This window comes from Alcaligenes sp. 13f (genome assembly GCF_020496585.1).
Taxonomy (GTDB): Bacteria; Pseudomonadota; Gammaproteobacteria; order Burkholderiales; family Burkholderiaceae_B; genus Alcaligenes; species Alcaligenes phenolicus.
The window spans coordinates 1-424 of the sequence record NZ_JAHKKC010000070.1 but is presented as its reverse complement, the minus strand read 5'-3'; the positions used below and the strand labels follow the sequence as shown (position 1 = coordinate 424).

Here is a 424-nt window from a genome sequence, read left to right as displayed (position 1 = left end):
CCAACGCCCTCGACGAGGCGCTCGCGCTGCCCACCGACTTCTCCGCGCGCATCGCCCGCAACACGCAGCTGCTGTTGCAGCAGGAGTCCGGCACCACGCGCGTGATCGACCCGTGGGGCGGCAGCGCGTTCGTCGAGCGGCTCACCTACGACCTCGCGCGCAAGGCGTGGGGCCACATCTCTGAGGTCGAGTCGGCGGGCGGCATGGCCCGCGCGATCGACGCGGGCATTCCGAAGCTGCGCATCGAGGAGGCCGCGGCGCGCACGCAGGCCCGCATCGACTCCGGACGCCAGCCGGTGATCGGCGTGAACAAGTACCGCGTGGTGGACGACCAGCAGATCGACGTGCTGAAGGTCGACAACGCCGGTGTGCGCGCCCAGCAGCTGGAGAAGCTGCGGCGGCTGCGCGAGGAGCGGGACCAGAC

Annotated in this window: 1 protein-coding gene; it reads left to right on the top strand. The window is 71.5% G+C overall.

Annotated features, from left to right (window positions below):
• Positions 1-424, top strand: a 424-nt coding sequence (locus KOE80_RS20175) for a methylmalonyl-CoA mutase family protein (protein ID WP_226349852.1), incomplete at both ends; no start/stop codon positions are given.